Annotated in this window: 13 protein-coding genes; 1 reads left to right on the top strand and 12 read right to left on the bottom strand. The window is 43.3% G+C overall.

Annotated elements, in window-relative coordinates:
- Positions 1-103: 103 nt before the first annotated feature.
- The 12 genes from ACFSR5_RS19980 to ACFSR5_RS19925 form a co-directional block, all read right to left on the bottom strand.
- Entirely contained in the window at positions 104-1570 is a 1467-nt protein-coding gene (locus tag ACFSR5_RS19980; protein ID WP_380906308.1) for an ATP-binding cassette domain-containing protein, read from the bottom strand.
- The gene (leuD, locus tag ACFSR5_RS19975) at positions 1570-2154 is read right to left on the bottom strand and encodes a 3-isopropylmalate dehydratase small subunit (protein ID WP_380906307.1); all 585 of its coding nucleotides are present in this window, start codon (positions 2152-2154) and stop codon (positions 1570-1572) included. The genes ACFSR5_RS19980 and leuD overlap by 1 nt, the downstream gene beginning before the upstream one ends.
- A 16-nt stretch (positions 2155-2170) precedes the next feature.
- Positions 2171-3574 carry a 3-isopropylmalate dehydratase large subunit gene (leuC, locus tag ACFSR5_RS19970; RefSeq protein WP_380906305.1) on the bottom strand — a complete coding sequence of 468 codons (1404 nt, stop codon included), beginning with the start codon at positions 3572-3574 and terminating at the stop codon, positions 2171-2173.
- An 87-nt stretch (positions 3575-3661) separates the two neighbouring features.
- Positions 3662-5143: a ketol-acid reductoisomerase gene (gene ilvC, locus ACFSR5_RS19965; protein WP_380906304.1), complete on the bottom strand. Its 1482-nt coding sequence runs from the start codon at positions 5141-5143 to the stop codon at positions 3662-3664.
- A 50-nt stretch (positions 5144-5193) separates the two neighbouring features.
- Entirely contained in the window at positions 5194-5658 is a 465-nt protein-coding gene (locus ACFSR5_RS19960) for a DinB family protein (protein ID WP_380906302.1), read from the bottom strand.
- Positions 5659-5664: 6 nt separating this feature from the next.
- The gene (ilvN, locus tag ACFSR5_RS19955; RefSeq protein WP_380906301.1) at positions 5665-6255 is read right to left on the bottom strand and encodes an acetolactate synthase small subunit; all 591 of its coding nucleotides are present in this window, start codon (positions 6253-6255) and stop codon (positions 5665-5667) included.
- A complete protein-coding gene (ilvB, locus tag ACFSR5_RS19950; protein ID WP_380906300.1) occupies positions 6255-7997 on the bottom strand; it encodes a biosynthetic-type acetolactate synthase large subunit in 1743 nt (580 codons plus the stop codon). Before ilvB ends, ilvN begins: the two co-directional genes overlap by 1 nt.
- 92 nt (positions 7998-8089) lie before the next feature.
- Complete coding sequence (gene ilvD / locus ACFSR5_RS19945) at positions 8090-9790, bottom strand: dihydroxy-acid dehydratase (protein WP_380906298.1); 1701 nt, start codon at positions 9788-9790, stop codon at positions 8090-8092.
- Positions 9774-10664 carry a branched-chain amino acid transaminase gene (locus ACFSR5_RS19940; RefSeq protein ID WP_380906296.1) on the bottom strand — a complete coding sequence of 297 codons (891 nt, stop codon included), beginning with the start codon at positions 10662-10664 and terminating at the stop codon, positions 9774-9776. The genes ilvD and ACFSR5_RS19940 overlap by 17 nt, the downstream gene beginning before the upstream one ends.
- A gap of 507 nt (positions 10665-11171) precedes the next feature.
- Positions 11172-11420 carry an ATP synthase F1 subunit epsilon gene (gene atpC, locus ACFSR5_RS19935; RefSeq protein WP_380906295.1) on the bottom strand — a complete coding sequence of 83 codons (249 nt, stop codon included), beginning with the start codon at positions 11418-11420 and terminating at the stop codon, positions 11172-11174.
- 36 nt (positions 11421-11456) lie between these two features.
- Complete coding sequence (gene atpD / locus ACFSR5_RS19930; RefSeq protein WP_380906293.1) at positions 11457-12959, bottom strand: F0F1 ATP synthase subunit beta; 1503 nt, start codon at positions 12957-12959, stop codon at positions 11457-11459.
- A 246-nt stretch (positions 12960-13205) separates the two neighbouring features.
- Positions 13206-13802: a hypothetical protein gene (locus ACFSR5_RS19925; RefSeq protein ID WP_380906292.1), complete on the bottom strand. Its 597-nt coding sequence runs from the start codon at positions 13800-13802 to the stop codon at positions 13206-13208.
- Positions 13803-14172: 370 nt separating this feature from the next.
- Between ACFSR5_RS19925 and ACFSR5_RS19920 the strand changes: the two genes are divergently transcribed.
- Positions 14173-16926, top strand: a complete 2754-nt coding sequence (locus tag ACFSR5_RS19920) for an alpha-d-galacturonidase (protein WP_380906291.1) — start codon at positions 14173-14175, stop codon at positions 16924-16926.
- Positions 16927-16951 lie beyond the last annotated feature (25 nt).

The raw sequence follows: 16951 nt of genomic DNA, 5'->3' as shown, positions 1-16951 counted from the left end.
ATTTTTACCACGCAGGCGTTATCTTTTTTTTTACAATGGCGAATGGCCTGCGATACCATGTGGCGTGAACATGCCTTTTCGTATAGCATCGATCCTTCGGCACCTATTGTACACTTTCTTCTATATATTCAGAGGTTACGACCTCTCCATTTTCCAATACTAAACGATGATCTAGTGAGGATGGCAATTGCGACTCATAATGGCCGACATAAATTAACGTTTTGCCATAAGCACTGAGCTCATCGACGACGGCGTTAAAATGAGCTGTTTGGGACCTGTCTAAACCTTGACACGGTTCATCCAAAATCAATAATTGCGGATTCTTAATAATGGTTCGGGCTAACAAGGCTAACCGTTGTTTTCCCAAGGGCAACGTATGGAGCAATTTATTTTTATCGTCCAATAGATCGAAGAAATCCAACAGCTGTTCTATCTGTTTTTTTTCTTCGTATTTGACTTGAAGAAACCAACCGATACTGTCGTAAAAACCGGATGCGATGGCATGCCAAACCGTCGCGTTTTTATCAAAATACCAATGTAGTTCCGGCGATATAATCCCAATTTTTTCTTTGATATCCCAAATGCTTTCTCCTGATCCTCTCTTTTGGCCGAATAACCAAATGTCACTGGCATATGCCTGCGGATGGTCGCCATTGAGCAAACTCAGTAAGGTCGATTTGCCAGAACCATTCGGGCCCTGTAATAGCCATTTTTCGCCGGCATTGACCCGCCAGTTAATATGCTTAAGAACAACCTTTTCTCCGTATCGTACCGAAACATTGCGTAGCTCAACGAGTGTCTCATGATTTACTGCCGGAGCTTGCTGCAAGAAATAGGGGAGGGGTTTCCGCGTTCGTTTGTCATCCTGCTGTATGTTGGATAGTTCATCCACAATTTCCAGCTGTCCACCTTTAATATGTGCAAATCTGTTGATCGCATTCGGTATATGCGGGTCGTTTGTAATCAAGATGATCGTCGTACCGGTATCCGCTATGTGGTTTATTATTGCATTTAGATTCCTGCGGGATTGTTTGTCTAATCCGGTATAGGGTTCATCTAAAATTAAGACCTGAGGTTTTAGCCACAACGCTTGTACCAATTGTACTTTTTTATGCTCGCCACTAGAAAGCTCAATAAGTTGTGTTTCCCGGAAATTGGTAAAACCAAGGGCTGCCAGTATGGGTTCCGCATCGCTAAAATCGAGGTGATGCTTTTGCCCAAAATGGATTAAATCAGCATAAACAGTCAGTGTGTCATTTTGCTGATGTTTGTTGTATCGTTGTTGATAATAGAAATTTCGATCCCCCTCCAGGTTCGTAAACTGGTACCAATTAGCTACATAATGAGCTATTGCAGGGCGTTTCAGCGTGGGATCAAACCAAAAATCAACAGTTCCGCTTGTGCTTCCTTGTTTCGTTATGGCTTGGGCAAGCGAAGACTTTCCTGAGCCGCTTTTTCCACCGATTACCCAGTGTTCACCGGGATAGATACACCAGTTTAAATCGCGCAACACGGTTTGTTCCGCATAGCGCAGATTTAAATTGGTGATATGGACGACAGGTTTTGTCATTATCTGTTTTGTTCGAATGCTTCAATCGCATCCTTATGGCTAAGGATAAAGTCGATATCGTCGTAGCCATTAATTAAGCATGATTTTTTATAAGGGTTGATTTCGAAGAGGTAGGTGTCGCCGGTTTCGTCAATCCGTACTGTTTGCGCCTCCAAATCAACTGTTAATTCCGTGTTTGGGTTTGCAAACACCACCGCAAATATTTTTTCGAGGAACTCTTCCGGTACTTGAATGGGCAAAACACCATTGTTCAACGCATTGCCTTTGAAGATATCTGCAAAAAAAGAACTGATGACAACATCGAATCCATAATCTTGGATAGCCCAAGCAGCGTGTTCCCGACTGGAACCACAACCAAAGTTCTTTCCGGCAACTAGAATTCTGCCACTATAGGTCGGATTATTCATAACGAATTCCGCTTTCGGTTGGTTGTCTCCGTCAAAACGCCAGTCACGAAACAGATTATCGCCAAATCCATCACGAGTGGTTGCTTTTAAAAAGCGGGCCGGAATGATTTGGTCAGTATCGATATTTTCAATAGGTAAAGGGACGATCTGCGACGTTAATTTTTCGAATTTTTTCATTTTTAGCTCTTTATTTTTAGGCATCTAACAACTCTCTCACATCTACAATTTTGCCCGTTACGGCCGCTGCAGCAGCTGTTAATGGACTAGCCAGCATGGTGCGTGCATTAGGCCCCTGACGCCCTTCGAAATTCCTATTAGACGTGGAGATACAATATTTACCTGCAGGAATCTTATCCTCGTTCATGCCTAGACATGCCGAACAGCCAGGTTCGCGCAACATAAAACCAGCTGCTTCAAATATTTTATCTATGCCTTCTTCTTTGGCCTGTGCTTCTACCTGTTTGGATCCAGGAACAATCCAGACTTCCACGCCATCTGCTTTTCTCTTTCCTTGAACGAAAGCCGCAACTTGACGAAGATCTTCAATCCGCGAATTGGTACAGCTACCGATAAAAACATAATCGACAGGCTTGCCTAATAGCTGTTCTCGATCATGAAAACCCATATAGTTTAATGCTTTTTCATAGGAAGGCCGTTCGCTCTCCGGTTGTGCTAACGTAGCCGGTATAGGTTCTGTGATTCCGATTCCCATACCAGGGTTTGTGCCGTAAGTAATCATTGGCTGTATGTCTGCAGCGTCGTATGTGAGCACCACATCGAATGTTGCGTCTTCGTCGGAGTAAAGGGTTTTCCAGTAGGTAAGTGCTTTATCCCATTCTTCTCCTTTTGGCGCAAATTCGCGCCCGTGCACATAATCAAAGGTGGTTTGGTCTGGTGCGATAAGTCCACCACGTGCACCCATTTCTATACTCATATTGCAGATGGTCATGCGTCCCTCCATGCTGAGCGAGCGAATGGCAGAACCTGCATATTCGACAAAATACCCGGTGCCTCCAGCTGCGGATATCTTCGAGATGATATACAAGATAATATCTTTTGCTCCTACACCTTTGGCCAACTCGCCGTTTACTTCGATTTTCATGGTTTTCGGTTTCTGCTGAAGCAAACATTGCGTCGCAAAGACTTGTTCCACCTGCGAGGTGCCAATCCCGAAGGCGATCGCGCCGAAAGCACCGTGTGTCGATGTATGGCTATCACCACATACCATGGTTTTTCCAGGCTGCGTGATACCAAGTTCCGGACCAATTACATGCACGATACCTTGGTAAGGATGTCCTAATCCGTAAAGCTCTATACCAAATTCTTTGGTGTTTTTTGTCAACATGTCCACCTGATAACGGGACAGTTCCTCTTGGATGGGTAAATGCTGATTTAGGGTCGGTACATTGTGATCCGCCGTTGCCACGGTTTGCTGCGGACGCAATACGGGCAGTCCTCTCTGACGGAGACCATCGAAGGCCTGAGGAGAGGTTACCTCATGAATTAAATGCGTGTCAATGTACAAGATGTCGGGGAAGCCCTCTTGACGCTTCACCACATGTGCATCCCAAATCTTCTCTACTAGTGTTTTTCCCATTTTTCTCTTCTCTATTTATTAGCTAAGGGGTAAAATTTTAATTGTGTGAATTTTACCCCTTTTTTGACCGTCTAATTTACGAAATTATTAAACAGTTTTGATCGCTTTCATAGCAGTCATTGCTTTACGTAACTTAACTCCGACTACTTCCACCGGATGGCTGCGTAAAATTTCATTGACTTGTACGAGTTGCACATTATCCACCGACCCGTCTTTTCCGTCGTTGTAGTTTTTACCAACTAGATCTGTATCAACCTTTTTCATAAAGTCTGCCAATAAAGGTTTGCAGGCTTGGTCGAATAAATAACAGCCATATTCCGCTGTGTCTGAAATGACACGGTTCATTTCGAACAGTTTCTTACGTGCAATGGTGTTTGCGATCAATGGTGTCTCGTGCAATGATTCGTAATATGCAGATTCCGGTTTGATACCTGCTTCCACCATGGTCTCGAAAGCCAATTCTACACCTGCGCGAACGAAAGCAACCATCAACAGATAGTTGTCAAAATATTCCTGTTCGCCGATTTTTACGTCTCCGGCAGGCGTTTTTTCAAAAGCTGTTTCTCCAGTTTCCGCTCTCCATTTCAAGAGATTGGCGTCGCCATTCGCCCAGTCTTCCATCATCGTCTTACTAAACTCTCCCGACATGATATCGTCTTGGTGTTTCTGAAATAACGGGCGCATAATATCTTTCAGTTCTTCCGAGATTTGGAAAGCTTTGATTTTCGCAGGGTTCGACAAACGATCCATCATTCCGCTCACACCGCCATGTTTTAATGCTTCTGTAATCACCTCAACACCATATTGGACTAGTTTAGAAGCATATCCTGCATCAATTCCTTTTTCAACCATTTTATCGAAGGACAGGATCGATCCTGTTTGTAATAGGCCACAAAGAATCGTTTGTTCGCCCATTAAGTCGGATTTTACTTCGGCTACGAAGGAAGATTTCAATACGCCAGCACGGTGACCACCAGTGCCAACGCAGTACGCTTTAGCATAAGCCCATCCTTTGCCCTCTGGGTCGTTTTCTGGGTGAACCGCGATTAATGTGGGCACACCAAATCCACGTAAATATTCGGCACGGACTTCCGATCCAGGACATTTAGGAGCGACCATTAATACGGTGATATCCTTACGGATCTGCATACCTTCTTCTACAATATTGAAACCGTGTGAGTAAGAAAGAGCAGCACCTTGTTTCATTAAGGGCATAACGGCAGTGATAACAGCAGTGTGTTGCTTATCTGGCGTTAAATTAATCACCAAATCGGCTGTCGGGATTAACTCATCGTATGTTCCTACCGTAAAATTATTATCGGTAGCATTTTTCCAAGAATCTCTTTTCTGTTCAATAGCTTCTTTACGTAAAGCATAGGAGATGTCGAGGCCACTTTCTCTCAGATTTAATCCTTGGTTCAAACCTTGTGCACCCGCGCCTACGATCACGATTTTTTTACCTTTTAAAGCGTTAACGCCATCTGCAAATTCAGATGTCTCCATAAATTCAGCGTGACCTAGCTGGTTTAATTGCTCTCTAAGAGGTAACGTGTTGAAATAATTTGCCATTGTTTTTTACTATTAAAATTTTGTCTTTTCTATTGGGTTGATTACTGTTATTATTTTAATACTCTTCGTTGGGCTTGTGCGTAACCGAAGTGGAGGTTGTCATGGCCAGCAGTCGTGATCAGAACATCTTCGATGGTCAGCAAATTGGCACCATAGGTAGATGTTTCAAACGCTTGAATCTGCGTAAAAACACCATTCTGATAATCTTCTTCGATCTTTTTCAAGCTAGCAATAGCTAAACCTTTTAGCTCTTCCACCTCTTCACGCCCCACGATATATGTTGGTTTGGAACCTTTCTTATAGCCCTCAACATATTTAACGGTAGAGGCATCGTTGAGAATGCCCGTGCGTACATAGCACAGGGTCTGTGTACTAACCACGATATGGCCGAAATTCCAGATAATATTATTGTTGAATCCTTCTGGGATCTGGTTGAGTTCGTCGATGGATAGTTTATCGACCAATTCAATAAATGCGCGGCGCGTATTGATGATAAATTGAAATACTTTTTCCATAGCGCACTACATCGTAAATACCTTGTCGGCTTGATCTAAATATTCGTTTTCAACAATTTCGGGAGCGGGTTCTTCGCGCTCAAACTGTTTAAGTTTCGAGTGGAACCCTGCGCTGTCTTTGATAATAGCGATACGTGCTCCCCGTACAAACTCAATTAGTCCGTATTTGGTAAGTTCTGCTGTGAGTTTATCGATTTCTTCTCGGTGGCCAGCAGTCTCAAACACCGTATAATCATTTCGAATAACGACTGCCGAAGCACCGTATTCGCGAAGTAGACGTTCTACAGGAGCTTTTTCAGCAATGATATCTGTAGGGACTTTATAAAGGGCCTGTTCTTGCCAAATGAGCTCTTCATCTGTATTGTAATAGGCTTTTAGTGCCTCCACCTGCTTTTCGATCTGGCGACAGAGTTTACGAACAACTTCTTCACTTTCGTGAATCAAAATCGTGAAGCGGTGAATGCCATCCACCTCGGAAGGTGAAGTGTTTAAACTTTCGATGTTGATTTTCCTTCTGGAGAAAATCCCAGAGATGCGTCCGATCATACCGATGGAGTTCTCTGTATATAACGTAATGGTATATTCTTGCTTTTCCATTATTTTAGTCTAATTTCGGATACCGAAGTCCCTTGTGCAACCATCGGAAATACATTGTTCTCCTTACCTACCATCACCTCTAGAAGATAAGCGCCGTCATGATCCAACATCGTTTTTAAAGCCTGATGTAAATCTTTACGCTCGGAAATTTTGTTTCCCTCGATGTAGTATCCTTTTGCTACAGCAACAAAATCGGGGCTTGTAATATTAACAAAGGAGTAGCGTTTGTCATGGAATAACTGTTGCCACTGCCGCACCATGCCTAAGAATTCGTTATTTAGGATTAAAATCTTCACTTTCGCACCGAATTGCATGATGGTTCCTAGTTCTTGAATAGTCATTTGAATCCCCCCATCACCAATAATCGCCACGACATCACGGTCGGGAGCTCCATACCAAGCGCCAATAGCTGCAGGCAACCCAAAACCCATGGTACCCAATCCACCTGAGGTAACATTCGATTTCGAACTGTTAAATTTCGCATAACGACAAGCAACCATTTGGTGTTGCCCCACGTCGGTTACAATCACCGCGTTACCGCCTGTTAGTTCATTCAGCACACGGATGACTTCACCCATGGTCATAATATCTGATGAAGGATTTAGTTCATCGTAGATGACCTCTTTGATTTCTTCTTTTTCCAGTTCGCGGAATTGAGATAGCCATGCACTGTGATCGTTCTGTTCAATCAGTTCCGTCAGCAGTGGGAGTGTTTCTTTACAATCTCCCCATACCGGAACGGTCGTCTTTACGTTTTTGTCTATTTCTGCAGGATCGATATCCAAATGGATTACTTTCGCTTGTTTGGCATATTTATCCAAACGGCCGGTAACACGATCGTCAAAACGCATTCCTACGGCAATCAAAACATCGCATTCATTGGTCATTACATTTGGTGCATAATTTCCATGCATGCCAAGCATGCCCACATGTTGCGGGTGATCTGTCTCTAAGGCGCTTAAGCCCATGACTGTCGTAGCTGCCGGAAAACCTCCCTTTTCAATGAACGCTTTAAAATCGGCTTCTGCCTTACCCAAAATAATTCCTTGCCCAAATAAAACAAACGGCTTTTTTGCTTCGTTAATTACCTTCGCAGCTTCTTCAATATACTCTTTCCGAACGATCGGTTTTGGCCGGTAACTACGCACGTGGTCACACGTTGTGTAGCCTTCGTAATCAAATAATTGCAGCTGCGCATTTTTCGTAATATCGATTAATACCGGACCTGGTCTTCCTGTCTGTGCGATATAGAAAGCTTTGGCCAACACGCTCGGAATTTCCGTCGCGTCGGTTACCTGATAATTCCATTTCGTAACTGGAGTCGTAATGTTAATGACATCTGTTTCTTGGAATGCATCCGTTCCCAAGAGTGAGGCAAAGACCTGTCCTGTAATACAGACTATAGGGTTACTATCGATCATGGCATCTGCCAAACCTGTGACCAAGTTGGTAGCGCCGGGTCCGCTGGTAGCGAAAGCTACGCCGACACGTCCGGAAGTTCGTGCATATCCTTGAGCTGCGTGTATGCCTCCTTGCTCGTGACGTACGAGAATATGTGTTAATTTCTCGTTGTAATCGTACAATGCGTCATAGATCGGCATGATGGCGCCCCCTGGATAGCCGAACACGGTGTCTACTCCTTCGTGGATTAAAGCCTCCAATACCGCTTGCGAACCGCTAAGTTGCGCTACCGATTTCGTTTCTTGCTGAGGCTTTGTTTCCGTTTTTTCCAGTGTACTCATTTTTTATAGATTATAGATGTTAGATTGGAGAGGTTAGACCCCGTCTTTCTGCTCTCTTGTCTAGTATAGTTGATTCATTCGTTTTGCGGGCACTACAAATCGGTCACACACCCTTGCGATGCGTCGGCTACCGTTTTCGCATATTTATAAAGAACACCCTTCGTGACTTTCAACGCGGGTTGTACCCACGCAGCGCGTCGCTGTGCGATGATTGCGTCATCAACCTTTAGATTTAACGTGTTGTTTACAGCGTCAATCTCGATAATGTCGTCGTCTTCCACTAAACCGATCAATCCACCAGAATAAGCTTCCGGAGTAATATGGCCAACAACAAATCCATGTGTGCCTCCAGAAAAACGCCCATCGGTGATCAACGCGACCGATTTACCAAGTCCGGCCCCAATAATTAGCGATGTCGGTTTTAGCATCTCAGGCATACCCGGTGCACCTATCGGTCCAGAATTTTTAATGACCACAACATCGCCCGGTTTAATGCGCCCCGACGAGATTCCATCAACAAGCTCATGTTCACCGTCGAATACGCGTGCTGGCCCTGTGAATTTTTCTCCTTCTTTACCCGATATTTTTGCGACAGATCCTTTTTCTGCAAGGTTACCGTACAAGATCTGTAGGTGTCCGGTGGCTTTGATCGGGTTGTCCATGCGTTGGATAATCGGTTGGTTGTAATCCATGATTGATTTTATCTCTGCCAGATTTTCCGCTACCGTTTTTCCGGTGACGGTCAAGCAGTCGCCATGTAGTAGGCCTTGGTCCAAAAGAAACCGCATAACAGCAGGCGTGCCACCATACTGGTGTAAATCCTGCATTAAGAACTTTCCGGAGGGTTTGAAATCTGCTAACACTGGCGTTATGTCTGACATACGTTGAAAATCATCTTGTGTGATGTCTACCCCAACAGATTTTCCAATGGCTATAAAATGTAAGACGGCGTTGGTGCTTCCTCCTAAAACAATTATCGTCCGTAATGCATTCTCGAATGCCTTACGGGTCATGATGTCTGAGGGTTTAATGTCGTTTTCCAAGAGGATGCGGATATACTTACCGGCCTCTTCACATTCCGCTTTCTTTTCTTCGGATATAGCCGGGTTGGAAGAAGAGTATGGTAAACTCATACCCAACGCTTCAATCGCAGAAGCCATGGTGTTTGCTGTATACATTCCTCCACAGGCACCTGCTCCCGGACATGTATGTTTGATGATTCCTTCGTAGTCCTCATCCGATAAATTTCCGCATAGACGCTGTCCCAACGCTTCGAAGGCAGATACGATATTTAATTCTTGTCCCTTATAATGACCAGGTGCTATTGTGCCACCGTAAACCATAATAGAAGGACGGTTTAATCTTCCCATAGCCATGACGGCGCCAGGCATATTTTTATCACAACCCGGAATAGCGATCAAACCGTCGTAATATTGACCGCCACAAATTGTTTCGATACTATCTGCAATAACGTCACGCGATACTAACGAATAGCGCATGCCATCGGTTCCGTTGCTCATTCCATCACTGACACCGATTGTTCCAAAGGTTAACCCCACCAGGTCATTATTCCATACGCCTTTTTTGACAACTTGAGCCAGGTCGTTCAAATGCATGTTACACGTGTTTCCGTCATACCCCATGCTCGCAATACCCACTTGAGCTTTGTCCATGTCTGCATCGGTTAATCCGATACCATATAGCATCGCTTTGGCGGCCGGCTGCGTCTCATCTTGAGTAAAGATGCGACTGTACTTATTTAATGCTTTTTCTGTGTCAGATGATGACTTCATAGTTCTCTTCTTCTAATACTAATTTTTTATATTTTCGTTGGATAGATGCTCCTATCGTGTGTTCCCAGTCCTCTTTGTATATTACGCCATCAACTTCTTTGATGCCGATAATTTCAGCAGCAGTTCCACTTAAAAAAGCGCTGTCGGCATGGAGCACGTCGTCAATCGAAAGGTTTTTTTCAATAATATCGATGTGCAGCTCCCGACATAAGTCGATCACAGTTTGGCGTGTGATACCCGGGAAAACCTTGTTCAATGGCGGCGTGTATAATTTAAAATCCCTTTCAATAAATAGATTTTCGCTGGCCGCTTGAGCAATAAACCCATCTTGATCTAATAATAGCGCTTCGTCAAATCCTTGCTTAATGGCGTCACTCGAGGCTAGAATAGCGTGAATGTACTGTCCAGACACCTTAGCATCAATCCGGGATGATTTCGGATTGGGTCGTTGGATACTTGACGTGCAAACTCGCAGAAGATTTTGTCCTAAGTAAGGCCCCCATTCCCAGGCTGCTATCAGGATATTGGATGACGTTGCTGACGTGAGGTGCATATTGGAACCTGAGAAAATCAGGGGGCGTATATAAGCCGCACGTAAGTTGTTGGCCTCTAATAATTCATACGTACGGGCGATCAACTGTTTGTTATCCCATACATAGGGTAAATTTATCGCCTCACACGATCGCTTTAAACGGTCGAAATGTTCTTCAGCTTTGAAGATTCTAGTGCCATGGTGGGTGCTATATGCGCGTAGTCCTTCAAAGGCACCATATCCATAATGGAGAGATTGACCGAAAAGATCCGCACCGGCTTCTGCAGCCTTTACGAAGTCGCCGTTCAAATAGATGTACGTGTCCTGATTATAATATTGCATATAAATTCTTGATTTTGTCTATTGCGAATTGATCTCCTCCCCAAAGATTGTACGCAGACGAATTTCACTTTTGTTAAGTTAGGTCTATTAAAAATTCTTTACAATAGCAAAACAAACTATTTTGAAAAAGTTTAATATTTTGATTTTTCTTATTTTATCTTTTTTAGTTCTATGATGTTAATACATATCAGAATATAATTTTGTTGTTAGTAGACTAAAATGAAAATCGGTATATTTTTTACTCCATAGGATTTTTTTTAAAAATGGTCGAATTCTTCTTAAAATGGGGTGAAGGTCGGATAAAATTGTTAAAATCTCGTGCCGCCCTCTGTTACTTTTGATGGGCGTAGACTAGCTAAGTGTATATCCCAATGTCGACTCAAATGGTGTCTTTTCGTCTTTCAACGCTGTTTCCTCTGGTGGTCGTTATACCTTCGTAACTATGCATAAAAAAGCCCTTAAAACTCGGAAGTCTTAAGGGCTTTCTACCGTTGTATGTGTCTTCAGTTATTCTTCAATAATTCCTTCGGCTAATACGGTAATATTATTGTCCTTCGCTTCCACAACACCACCTTTAATGACCAGGACAATTGCGCCTCCGTTTCCTTGAATAATGACTTTTCCATCCTCTAAAGTAGATACAATGGGAGCGTGATCCTTCAAAATTTGAAATGATCCAGCGCTTCCCGGTACTGTTACCGCTGTAACATCACCTTCGTATGCTAGTTTATCTGGAGTAATGATTGTTAACTTCATGTTTGTATCACTTCTTCTACGTGTAATATAGCGCTACTAAACGGCTTCTGCCAATAGTTTTTTACCTTTTTCGATAGCATCTTCAATGCTACCTACCAAGTTGAACGCGGCTTCAGGGTATTCGTCAACTTCCCCATCAATAATCATATTAAATCCTTTGATGGTATCTTTAATGTCAACTAGGACACCTTTCAAGCCTGTAAATTGTTCCGCAACGTGGAACGGTTGCGATAAGAAACGTTGAACACGGCGCGCACGGTGTACAGTCAACTTATCTTCTTCTGAAAGTTCGTCCATACCGAGGATGGCGATAATATCTTGAAGCTCTTTGTAACGCTGTAAAATTTCTTTAACACGCTGTGCTGTGTTATAATGTTCGTCACCCAATACCGCCGGAGAAAGGATTCTAGACGTAGAGTCCAATGGGTCTACGGCTGGATAGATACCTAACTCGGCAATTTTACGGGATAACACAGTTGTTGCATCCAAGTGGGCAAATGTTGTCGCCGGAGCAGGATCCGTTAAGTCATCGGCAGGTACATATACAGCCTGTACAGATGTGATTGATCCGTTTTTGGTAGAGGTGATACGCTCTTGCATCAAGCCCATCTCCGTTGCAAGTGTTGGTTGGTAACCTACAGCCGACGGCATACGGCCTAAAAGTGCCGACACTTCGGAACCAGCCTGTGTAAAACGGAAGATGTTATCAATAAAGAAAAGTACATCACGACCTTGTCCTTGACCGTCTCCATCGCGGAAATATTCTGCTACCGTTAGGCCAGACAAAGCGACACGCGCACGCGCCCCTGGAGGCTCATTCATCTGTCCGAATACAAATGTACATTTAGAATCTTTCATCAACTCATTGTCGACTTTGTCCAAAGGCCATTCACCTTTCTCCATGCCTTCCATAAAGTGTTCGCCATATTTGATGATGCCCGATTCTAACATCTCACGTAATAAGTCGTTCCCTTCACGTGTACGTTCACCAACGCCGGCAAATACAGAAAGACCACCGTGTCCCTTTGCAATGTTATTAATTAGCTCTTGGATCAATACCGTTTTTCCAACACCGGCACCACCGAATAAACCAATCTTTCCACCTTTTGCGTAAGGTTCCAAAAGGTCAATTACTTTAATACCTGTAAATAATACCTCTGATTCAGTAGATAGTTCGTCAAATCTAGGAGGAACGTTGTGGATTGGACGTCCGTTCTCTTTGTCGAGGTTTTGGATACCGTCGATAGCATCTCCTACTACGTTAAAGACACGGCCTTTAATCTCTTCGCCAACAGGCATCTTGATCGGAGCTCCTGTGTCGACGACCTTCATTCCACGAACCAACCCTTCGGTTGCGTCCATGGCGATTGTACGAACACGATCCTCACCTAAGTGTTGTTGAACTTCTAATACAATACGTTGACCGTTGTCTTTTTCAATATACAAGGCGTCGTAAATCTTTGGAAGCTTGTCATTGTCGGCGAAGTTGACGTCAACTACCGGGCCGATAATCTGCGCTATTTTACCAATATTGGGCATATTATAGGGACTAAATAATTATTAATCAATTTAAAACAGATGGATTTAACACCTGGATTTCGGAATGCAAAAATAAGTGATATCTAGTTAAAAGCAAAACGCTTATTGATAATAATTTATTTTTTTCTTTATCCACTTCTATAAATCGGGTACGATCGCGTACTGCAATTAATTTTTTTGTCACTCTCCCTAAAAAGAATAAAGCTCACCTAGGCGAGCTTTATTCTTTTTAGGGAGAGCATCCAATTATGAATTTCGTTTCATTTGTTCATCCAACAATTGGCGCTTTAATATTTGTTCTTTCTCCATGGATTTCTTACGGAGTGTCTGTAGCTCCTCTTGAAGCTCTTCGGTAGTTTTTTTATGCTCGTTCGTGTCGACTTTTGCTTTTCTGAAAGAGGCCAATGTGGCAATAAATGCAATGGCCAATACGATAATAACAAGCCAAACAAACGTGTGGTAGGTGCCTTTCGCGAAATCAATTCCCAAAAAGGCAATGCTATCTGTTTTTTGTTTTTCGTTTTGTAATTGGGTGTCCAGCGTGCTGACGGAATCTCGCAATGATTTAACCGTTGTTACAGATGACGACGAATTTGCTTTTAACTGAGCAATCTCTTTTTGGTAGTGCGAGATCGAGTCAATTACGTTTTTCCTCACAATCTCTAAGTTGGTTTTACGGATCAACTTAAAGTCGGCGCTTTGCGAACGAGAGAGATTACTTAAGTTGATGAACTGTTCATTCAGCGTGCCCTTTTGGATGGCATAAGGGAGCATTGGTTTGGTTTGTCCAAAAACAGTGAATGAAAATAGCATAAACGCAATGAACAAATGTTGTTTCGTCATAAATTGATGTAATTAATAGCGGACGATTTTAGTTTGTCGCCCATGTAAAAATAATGGCTGTAACTACCGGATGGTTAAAATTGAAAAATAATTAATGAATTTGCAAGAATAATCGAAGGAAACGTTAAATTCCATCGCATTTTCTGTTTTATTGTAGCATATTTACCCGTTTGCTAATCCATTGCTAACCGTGGTTTCGACCTCATGATAACATGTTGTAGTAACTAGATAATTATACATAGGAAAGATATGGGATAAAATCGTTCTTTTGAATACCGTTATAAGCGACAATGTGAGCGTTTGAATGTATTATGATGTGTTTTTTTCTGTTACGCAGGTTACAGAGACTTGAATACGTATGCCAGAGGTGATGAGTTATTGTTTTAGAATATATATCGTACTGCTTTTTCCGTTAATTACGGCCATGACTGCGCTGCCTGTTTCGGCGAAGACTAATCGTCTACTTTTTGCCGGAGGGGGAATTACGAACCAGAGCCGGTTTGAATACGCCCTCTCCCGGTTGGAGAAAGATAAAAGAGAATGGTTACGGCTGACCTCTTTGAAAACGCAAGATAAACTTTCGCACGAGGATATCGTTGTCGGATTGTTGAACGGAACAGCTTGGAATGCACAGGTGCCAGCACATCTACTTAAACAGCTGGATAAGCAGGAGTCGTTTTTAGTATACCGAAAAGATAAGAATTCACCTTTATTTATCGTAGGGAAGGACGAAAGCGGGTTGCTTTACGGTTGCGAGGAAGTTCTAACCAGACAATGGACGACTCCGTCAGCAACGGAATTTTCAGATGCGCCGGAAATGGTCATGCGGGGCACGAGTATCGGTCTGCAAAAAACAGCTTATCTGCCTGGGAGAGATGTATATGAATATCCCTATACTGAAGAGCTTTTTCCCTGGTTTTACGATAAAGAGCTTTGGACTCGGTATTTGGATATGATGGTCGAAAACCGCTACAATGCCCTTTACCTTTGGAATGGTCATCCTTTTTCCTCATTGGTGAAGCTGAAAGATTATCCGTATGCCTTGGAAGTGGACGAACCCACGTTTGCGAAAAATGAAGCAATCTATAGTTTTCTTACCGAAGAAGCCAATAAACGCGGAATCTGGGTTGTACAAATGTTTTATAACATCATTCTGCCGAAACCGTTTGCGGAAAGACATGGATTAAAGACACAGGAAAGAAACCGGGTCATTACACCGCTTATTGAAGATTATACACGAAAATCTATAGCTGCATTTGTGGAGAAATATCCAAATGTCGGTTTATTGATTACATTAGGCGAGGCGATGGAGGGCGTTGGGCAAGACGATATTAACTGGTTTACGAAAACCATTCTTCCCGGTGTTAAAGATGGCTTGGCTGCTGGTGGCAGTGACTTAGAGCCGCCCATTATTCTCCGAGCGCACGATACCGATGCACCAGCAGTGATGAAAGAAGCGTTGCCTATTTATAAAAACCTGTACACGATGGCCAAGTACAATGGAGAGGCGCTTACGACCTACACGCCCAGAGGTAAATGGGCTGAACTTCATCAGAGGCTAGGGAAAATTGGTACAGTTCATATTCAGAATGTCCATATTCTAGCAAACCTTGAACCTTTTCGGTACGCATCTCCGGATTTTATCCGAAAGTCGGTAGGGGCTATGCATGATATTCACCTTTCTAACGGGATCCACATTTATCCACAGGCTTCCTATTGGGACTGGCCGTACGCCGCGGATAAGGTAGATGGACGCCTTTTACAGTTGGATCGCGATTGGATGTGGTACCAAGCGTGGGCTAGATACGCCTGGAAGGTTGGGCGCACGAAGGCTGAGGAAGACCGGTTCTGGTCGGAACAGTTAACAAACTATTACGGTTTGCAGAAACAAGATGGGCTCGTCCTCTTAAAGGCATTGGAAGAAGTGGGCGAAATATCGCCAAAGATCTTGCGTCGCTTTGGAATTACGGACGGCAATCGACAAACGTCGTCACTGGGCATGCTGATGACGCAGCTCATCAACCCTTACCGGTACGGCCTGTTCACCTTATTATATGAATCTGAAGCACCCGAGGGAGAGATGATCTTGGAATACGCAGAGAAACAATATAAAGGAGAACAGCATGTTGGAGAGACGCCTGTGCAGGTGGCCGACGACATCGTGACCCATGGAAATCGAGCTGTCGAATTAATTGAGTCCATGGAGCCGGGAACAAAAAATACGGCAGAATTGAAACGTTTGCTTAATGATATATATATCCATCAAGCATTAGCAAAACATTATAGTGCAAAAGTCAAAGCGGCCATACACGTATTATCTTATAAATATTCGCAAAATATCAGCTCGTTAAAGTCTGCGATTCCTGATCTGGAAGCCAGTGTAGCTGCATACGAAGCGCTTACTGCCCTTACACAGAACAGTTATTTGTATGCCAACAGTATGCAAACCAAACAGCGTAAAATACCCATGCGCGGTGTGGATGCGACATTTAAGCATTGGACAGAGATGTTACCTGTATTTGAGGCGGAACTTCGTAATTTTAAGGGAGCGATTGATTCACTTGAGCAGAATCCCGGAGTTCGTGATGCACAGAAAAACCAGTTGGTGTCGGCCACTGTAATATTACCGAAGGATATAAAACAGACCTCCTTAAAGAAAGGTGCAAAACCATATAACGATCAGGAATTGGTCATCACCCATCTTCCAGAAGAACTTGAAGGGCTACAGATGGTACAAGTCAATTCGGAGAAACAAAAGTTATCGGGAACTTCGTTGCCGTTTGAGAGCAGCAAGCCGGTAAAAGTACTTGTCGGGTATTATAATAGTGTAGATAAAGTATTTGCGCCTAAGCCTATATTAGAAATAGATGCTACCGCCAATGACTACGGGCAGGCGGATGCTAAAATCCGGAACGCGTTGCGTGTGCAATATATGCCGATGCTGGACATCCATACATACACCTTTCCGGCAGGAAGCCATGTCTTGAAACTACCAAAAGGAGAGGCTATCGTGCTGGGATTTGTAGATGACAAAGAACTACAGCAGCCCTATAATGCAGATATTGACAACCAAGGTGACGATCTGGATGATTTGTTTGGATATTATCAGCAAACCAAACTGTAATAAATTAAAAAATAGAAGTAAAAGA

The organism is Sphingobacterium suaedae (assembly GCF_042684625.1).
Lineage (GTDB): Bacteria > Bacteroidota > Bacteroidia > Sphingobacteriales > Sphingobacteriaceae > Sphingobacterium > Sphingobacterium suaedae.
Note: the sequence above shows the minus strand (reverse complement) of the source record. Positions and strands in the feature narration are given on the sequence as shown.

What these genes read in the sequence shown, in the direction of transcription:
- leuC (WP_380906305.1), bottom strand. Translation starts at nt 3,574, where the DNA reads ATGGGAAAAACACTAGTAGAGAAGATTTGGGATGCACATGTGGTGAAG.
- ilvD (WP_380906298.1), bottom strand. Translation starts at nt 9,790, where the DNA reads ATGAAGTCATCATCTGACACAGAAAAAGCATTAAATAAGTACAGTCGC.
- ACFSR5_RS19920 (WP_380906291.1), top strand. Translation starts at nt 14,173, where the DNA reads ATGAGTTATTGTTTTAGAATATATATCGTACTGCTTTTTCCGTTAATT.
- ACFSR5_RS19940 (WP_380906296.1), bottom strand. Translation starts at nt 10,664, where the DNA reads ATGCAATATTATAATCAGGACACGTACATCTATTTGAACGGCGACTTC.
- ilvC (WP_380906304.1), bottom strand. Translation starts at nt 5,143, where the DNA reads ATGGCAAATTATTTCAACACGTTACCTCTTAGAGAGCAATTAAACCAG.
- ilvN (WP_380906301.1), bottom strand. Translation starts at nt 6,255, where the DNA reads ATGGAAAAGCAAGAATATACCATTACGTTATATACAGAGAACTCCATC.
- ACFSR5_RS19960 (WP_380906302.1), bottom strand. Translation starts at nt 5,658, where the DNA reads ATGGAAAAAGTATTTCAATTTATCATCAATACGCGCCGCGCATTTATT.
- atpD (WP_380906293.1), bottom strand. Translation starts at nt 12,959, where the DNA reads ATGCCCAATATTGGTAAAATAGCGCAGATTATCGGCCCGGTAGTTGAC.
- ACFSR5_RS19980 (WP_380906308.1), bottom strand. Translation starts at nt 1,570, where the DNA reads ATGACAAAACCTGTCGTCCATATCACCAATTTAAATCTGCGCTATGCG.
- leuD (WP_380906307.1), bottom strand. Translation starts at nt 2,154, where the DNA reads ATGAAAAAATTCGAAAAATTAACGTCGCAGATCGTCCCTTTACCTATT.
- atpC (WP_380906295.1), bottom strand. Translation starts at nt 11,420, where the DNA reads ATGAAGTTAACAATCATTACTCCAGATAAACTAGCATACGAAGGTGAT.
- ACFSR5_RS19925 (WP_380906292.1), bottom strand. Translation starts at nt 13,802, where the DNA reads ATGACGAAACAACATTTGTTCATTGCGTTTATGCTATTTTCATTCACT.
- ilvB (WP_380906300.1), bottom strand. Translation starts at nt 7,997, where the DNA reads ATGAGTACACTGGAAAAAACGGAAACAAAGCCTCAGCAAGAAACGAAA.